Raw genomic sequence first — 6,697 nt, forward strand, 5'->3', positions numbered from 1 at the left:
ATACGGGAGCATTATGGTCATGGATATTCGTACACACTATCTTGGGCTGGAATTGGCCCATCCCGTTGTAGCTTCTGCATCTCCGTTAACGGCAGATCTGGAAGGCATTTTGCGCGTGGCAGATGCCGGGGCTTCTGCCATTGTTATGGCCTCTGTGTTTGAGGAAGACATTCGAGCGCAGGAACTGGCAGAAGCTGCTTTGTGGGAAACGGGAGAAAACTCTCACCCAGAAGCGGCAGGGTATTTTCCTGTCATGCCTCATGCTTCTCCGCTGGATGGAAGGCTGGCTGTGTTGCGCAGTGCCTCAGAAAGGGCGGGCGTGCCTATTATTGCCAGCCTTAATGGTTGCACCCCAGCAGGTTGGCTGCGTTTTGCCAAGGATATGGAGCAGGCGGGGGCATCTGCAATAGAGCTGAACTTCTGGCATATTCCAACCAATCCGGATGAAACAGGCGCACAGGTGGAAGAACGTTGCATACAGATATTACGGGATGTACGAGCACAGGTTAAGGTTCCAGTCAGCGTTAAGCTTTCTCCCTTTTTCAGCTCACTGGGCAATATGGTGAAGCGATTATCGGAAAACGGAGCGGATGGTATAGTTCTGTTCAACAGTTTTTATGAGCCGGGGTTGCGTTCCTTAACAGATAGCGCAGAGGTGGATTTTATTCCCAGTTCTGCTTACGAATTACGGCTTCCGCTGATGTGGGCTGCGCTGCTTTCAGAACATTGTCAGGCTGATTTGGCCATTTCTGGTGGCGTGCATTCTGGTACGGATGTTGCCAAATGCCTGCTGGCTGGGGGTGACATAGCGATGGTGACATCCGTGCTGTTGCAGCAGGGGCCGAGCTATATCTCAACCCTTCTGGAAGAACTGCGTGAATGGATGTCTGTGCAGAAACTGGGGTCTGTAGAGGAGTTTAAAGGGCGCATGGCAGCTAGAGGCACAGCAACCCAAGCTGAAGATTTTCTGCGCACGCAGTATAGGCACATTTTATCTGCTCATTTCACTGATATTGCCGGATAATTGTGAAGATGAATGATATGCACAAGATCCTTTCCAGCAAGACGCAGACTTCACAATATGCGCATGATACTGCGGAAATGCCGGGCAGTGCAGCGTCAAGCAGTCATCAGGCATTTGAGCAATTGGTCTCACGCGCTGTTCAATTGCCGGGGCAGGTACCTGTCGGTATTGTCTGGCCGTGTGAAGAACACGCCCTTGAAGGTGCAATGGATGCGGCACAACGGAATATTATAGAGCCTGTCTTGATAGGTGATAAAAGCGCAATCGTATCTGTGGCACAGGCAAGTGGTATTGCATTGGATAAGGCTGTTTTCATTGATGCCACAACACCAGCAGAAGCTGCCCAGAAAGCAACGGCTTTGGTAAAGGAAGGGCGCGTAAAAGCGTTGATGAAAGGCAGCCTGCATACAGATGTTTTTATGCATGCAATTGTTGAAGCAGAGAGTGGTTTACGCACCAACAGGCGTATTAGCCATGTTTTTGTATTGGCTGTACCCGGGTACAAAGATTTACTGTTTGTAACAGATGCAGCTATCAATATTTTCCCGGATCTGGATGTAAAGCGCGATATTGTTCAAAACGCGATAGACCTACACAACGGGCTGGGTTTGGGTGTCCCACGCGTTGCTATTCTTTCTGCGGTGGAAACGGTTAATTCCAAAATACCCGGAACAGTTGATGCTGCATGTTTATGCAAGATGGCAGAACGCGGGCAAATACAAGGGGGTGTTTTGGACGGCCCTTTGGCGATGGATAACGCAGTAAGTATTGAGGCTGCAAAAATAAAAAACATTGTTTCACCCGTAGCAGGACGTGCGCAAATTCTGGTGGCCCCGGATCTGGAATCCGGTAATATGCTGGCAAAAAACATGATTTTTATGTCTGGCGCAGATTCCGCAGGCATTGTTTTGGGGGCGGCCGTTCCCGTATTACTCACCAGTCGAGCAAACAGTGTACAGGCGCGTCTGGCTTCCATAGCCATTGGGGCGCTTTATGCTCATCATCTTGCTGGTGGGCAGGGCTGAACGTCGCCTTATAACAAGGAAAAGTATCCGTGCAGGATGTAGTTGTTGTTTTTAATAGTGGTTCTTCAAGCCTGAAGCTGACGATTTACGCGTTCTCAGGCACGCGAGATCCGCAGGTTCTGCTGCACGGAGAAATTGAGGAGTTTCCTGATTATTCTCAATTTACGGCCAAAGATGCGGAGGGGAAGCTTCTTGTGCAAGAAAGATGGCAGGAAACGGGATTGTATATTTTTAGCCATCTTTTCCATTGGTTTGAGCAATATTCCGGCCAAGGACAGGTGCGGGCTGTAGGGCATCGGATTGTGCATGGGGGGGCAGAATTTCTGCAACCCGTTAAAATTACGCTGAATACGCTTAAGCAATTAGACAAACTTACACCGTTTGATCCGCTGCATCAGGCGGCCACGTTGGCCCCTGCAAAAGCTATTTTTGAAAAGCGTCCTGATATTTTGCAGGTGGCCTGTTTTGATACCACCTTTCATCAAACTATCCCGGAAATGGCACGACTGTTACCACTTCCGCGCCGTTATGCAGATCGTGGCATTCGTCGTTACGGGTTTCATGGCATTTCATACAGCTATATTGCGGGCCAATTGGCAGAGGTTGATCCTAAACTGGCGCAGGGGCGTACTATTGTTGCGCATCTGGGAAGTGGTGCGAGCTTGTGTGCGTTGCAAGCAGGCAAAAGTTTGGAAACAACCATGGGGTTTTCTGCTCTGGATGGGTTGATGATGGGTACACGCTGCGGGGCGATAGATCCGGGCGCATTGCTTTACATGGTTCAATCTGAAAAAGCGGATTGGAAAACCTTGGTTAGCACGCTTTATCATCAATCGGGGCTTTTGGGAGTTTCGGGCATATCGTCCGATATGCGCATTTTGCGTGCAACATTGGCGCAAAGTCAGGATGCTGTCCAGCGTAAGAATATTTCAGAAGCGCTCGGGTTGTTTGTTTATAGGATTGTACAGGAAATTGGAGCATTAACTGCCATTATGGGTGGTTTGGACGGCATAGTTTTTACCGCAGGTATTGGTGAGCATGATCAGCATTTGCGTGCCGATGTGTGCGAGGCGTTGGCATGGATGGGTGTGCAGATTGATGAAGCCGCCAATGCAGCCCATGCGCAGGTTATCAGCGGAGCAGGTAGTAAAATAAAAATTTGTGTCATACCTACAAATGAAGAACTACAAATCTACCGCAGTGTTCTTCCTTTTCTTGATACAGGAAAATAGATTTAAATATATTTCTGGTTTAGAGAAATATATTTCCATAGAATTTTTTATAATATTTCTGCATTCTACGTCCTCATAAAGGATTGAGAAAGGTACTTGTATGCCCCGTTGGGTATGGTTAGCCGGAAGTATTCTGGCCGTTTCTGCTGTGGCTATTGGCGTGCTGCTTGCTGGCCTTCCACACTATAATCTGGCGCATATTGCTTCAGATAAAATAAGTGCGTCACTTGGACGGAAAACCCAAATAGGAGCATTGCATGTGCGCTTTGGCCGGTGGGTTACGGTGGATCTGGATAATCTGCATCTGGCCAATATCCCCCAAGGTAGTCGTGCGGATATGATAAGTTTGAAGCATCTGCACGCTCAAATCCTGCTTAGTTCCTTATTTAATGGGCAAATGCAGGCGCGAGATGTGAAAATTGATGGATTTTCGGGCTTGTTCGAGCGTACGCCTACGCGCGAACCCAACTGGAGGTTTGGTAAAAAGGCATCTTCTGCGCCAGCCAAGCCAAAGGAACCCAGTGGCAAAATATGGTTTCCCGGCCTGTGTGATGCAGCCATTACGGATAGTGAGGTTATTTACCGTTCAGCGCATGGGCATAGCTATGTAACAGGCCTGAAGGCAGTTGCCCTGCACTCAACAAGTGACACCGCGCCACTGGTGATGAACGTTAACGGGGCGTATAATGGCACGCCCGTAACATTGCAGGCCAATATGCAGCCGATAGATGTTTTGCGCCAAGCGGGTAAGCCTTATGGAACGGATATTCACGCGGCATCAGGGGATTTATCTCTGCATCTCAACGGCACCATGACAGATCTATTTGATTTTGATGGTATTGATGCAAAGCTGGATTTGCAGACAGCAACATCTCGCCCGATCATGGCTTTTGCTGGCGAAGCTGATAGCAAGATTACGCAACCTGTTACGCTATCGGGGCACTTTACGCATAAAGGGGATGTTTGGCATCTGGACCATACAACTGGTTCGCTCAATGAAAGTCCGATTAGTACTGCGGATGTAACATTTACAGAAGGCGCGAAAGGGCAACCTGATAAGGTTGCTGGTTCCATGGCGTTTTCCCGCCTAAATCTGAATGCTCTTTTGGGAAGCCCGTCCGAAAAGTCCAAAACGTCTATGAGCGGTATTGATGTGCCGCTGTTGGTGCCTTTACACCCTGATCCGCTTATTAATGTTACACTCGCGGCAGATACGGTGCTGTATAATACGCTTGTTTTCAATCAAGCCCAAATCAGCGTAAGCCAAATGCCAGGCCGGGTGGATGTGAGCTCCATGAAAATGAATTGGCTTGGAGCCAGTATTCAGGCTTCCGGGCACTTGTTGGCTGGTCAGAAAGGCACGCGCGTACAGGCTACAGTAAATGTAGATAATGGGGATATTGATCAGTTTCGTAAGCAGGCAGGGTTTTCACCTTTTCCGGTGGGCGGAAAGCTGAATATTCGCGTCCTTACGCATGCAGATAATATCCAGACTTTAAACGAAGCCTCGCGCCAGGCCAATGTCACGGCTGCAGTGGGCATGAACACAGGAACAATCTCTCGCGAAGTGATGGATATTGCGACAACAGATGTTGGTGCTCTCTTTCGCCAAAGCAAAGGCAAGGCGAGTGTATCATGCCTGTTGGGAGCGCTCAAAATGCAACAAGGTAAAGGTGTTGTGCAGCCATTACGTATAAAATCGGATGCAGGTAGTATTGTGGGAAAAGCCGAGTTTGATTTGAACAAAAAGGCATTTGAATTGGTTTTTGCCAGCAATGGTGCCAAAGGCATGTTGGCAATGGAAATTCCCGTTATGGTGAGCGGCTCTTTTAGCAACCCACATGTGGGGCTGGCCAAATGGTCTGGCCGCGGACGAGAGCTTTTGAAAGAAGCAGACATGGCATCCTTTTTACCCCCTGAACTGAAAAGCTTTACGGCTGGTTCGGCCTGTAGTCATGGGATGAGCGTAAAACAATGATACCAGAGACATCTGTTTCCGAACAAAAGCCTGAACTTGCTACAGGAACGCGGCCTGTGCTGGTGGCTTTGTTTGCCTGCACCCTTGTGCTGGGGGCAGTGTGGATTTTAGAACCTTTTATTCCCGCTCTTATTTGGGCGGGCACCATTGCTGTAACCATGTGGCCATTATTGCTGCGGTTGCAAGGCTGGTTACATGGTAGCCGTAAAATGGCTATTTCCTGCACGCTTCTGGTTGCTCTGGCCTTATTTGTTCTGCCATTCTGGATGGCAGTTTCTACAGTGGTGAAGCATGCTGATGCGTTCAGTAATATTATTCCCTACATTAAATCTCTAAAATTACCCGATCTGCCAGAAAAACTGCTCCATCTTCCTATGGTGGGTGAGTATCTGGGCAAATGGTGGCAACATCTGCAAAACATGAAGCCAATGGATATTGTGCAGCAGGCTGTGCCGCAACCAGACCAGATTATGCATTATCTTATGTCTTATGCGGGCAGTATTGGTATGCTTGCAGTGCAGTTTTTGCTTACTCTTATTATACTTACAGTGTTTTTGGCAAAAGCTGAATATCTGATTACAACATCAGAAAGGTTGGTAGGAACGTTATCTGGCAAGCGTGGGCAGAATATGCTGGAACTGGCCGTGCGTACTATCAGAGGGGTTGCATTGGGCGTTACCCTTACCGCCATTGTTGAAAGTTTGGTAGGGGGCGGTGGTATGTACCTTACCGGTGTGCCATGGGCCAGCATTCTTACGGCTGTTACCTTTATGGCCTGTTTATTGCAAGCAGGGCCGGGGGTTACTCTTTTTCCGGCGGTGATCTGGGTTTACTTTGATAAGGGAGTGATGCCAGCAATTGTTCTGCTTGCCATAACTTTTTTAACTATCTTTCTAGATAACATGTTGCGGCCTTATCTGATCCGTAAACAGGCAGACGTTCCATTAGTTCTTATCATGATGGGCGTTATTGGCGGATTAGCGGCCTTGGGTTTGGCCGGTATTTTTGTTGGACCGATGATCCTTTCCATTACCTATACATTGATCAAGCAATGGATGGAAAGTAATCAGGAAGCCTGATTTTAAAATCGAATAACAACCCCAATATCTTAATAAGGATAAAAAATATTGGGGTTTATTTAAGAGTTATTTATTTGGCTTTGTAGTGAATATACAAGCGGCCAGAATAATCATAACAATCTGCAAGATACCGCTCTGCACCGCATCCTTTTTATCCTGATGTTGAACAGCTTTACGGCTACGCACACCGGCAATCCCGTGGCTGGCAATAAGGCTAAGGCCTAACCAGGGGCGGTATGTTTTGCCCCATCCATCCTTACGCAGGAGACAAAAACCTAGGCTCAGGACTCATTCTTTGAGATAGAAGATGACGCTTGCTGCGATATGGATTGCAGACATGAAGGTATGAGCGCACCGGT

5 protein-coding genes are annotated in these 6,697 nt (G+C 48.1%); all 5 read left to right on the forward strand.

What is annotated here, in order from left to right:
• Positions 1–13 precede the first annotated feature (13 nt).
• The 5 genes from FKW31_RS08230 (at position 14) to FKW31_RS08250 (ending at position 6,338) form a co-directional block, all read left to right on the forward strand.
• A complete protein-coding gene (locus tag FKW31_RS08230; protein WP_150178275.1) occupies positions 14–1,024 on the forward strand; it encodes a dihydroorotate dehydrogenase-like protein in 1,011 nt (336 codons plus the stop codon).
• A gap of 8 nt (positions 1,025–1,032) precedes the next feature.
• On the forward strand, positions 1,033–2,049 hold the full coding sequence (locus tag FKW31_RS08235; protein ID WP_150178276.1) for a bifunctional enoyl-CoA hydratase/phosphate acetyltransferase: 1,017 nt from the start codon (positions 1,033–1,035) through the stop codon (positions 2,047–2,049).
• Positions 2,050–2,078: 29 nt separating this feature from the next.
• On the forward strand, positions 2,079–3,281 hold the full coding sequence (locus tag FKW31_RS08240; protein ID WP_150178277.1) for an acetate/propionate family kinase: 1,203 nt from the start codon (positions 2,079–2,081) through the stop codon (positions 3,279–3,281).
• Between the two features lie 100 nt (positions 3,282–3,381).
• Positions 3,382–5,259, forward strand: a complete 1,878-nt coding sequence (locus FKW31_RS08245; protein WP_150178278.1) for an AsmA-like C-terminal region-containing protein — start codon at positions 3,382–3,384, stop codon at positions 5,257–5,259.
• Entirely contained in the window at positions 5,256–6,338 is a 1,083-nt protein-coding gene (locus FKW31_RS08250; RefSeq protein WP_006117183.1) for an AI-2E family transporter, read from the forward strand. Before FKW31_RS08245 ends, FKW31_RS08250 begins: the two co-directional genes overlap by 4 nt.
• Positions 6,339–6,697 lie beyond the last annotated feature (359 nt).

The sequence above is a fragment of the Acetobacter sp. DmW_136 genome (assembly GCF_008690365.1).
Classification (GTDB): domain Bacteria; phylum Pseudomonadota; class Alphaproteobacteria; order Acetobacterales; family Acetobacteraceae; genus Acetobacter; species Acetobacter oryzifermentans.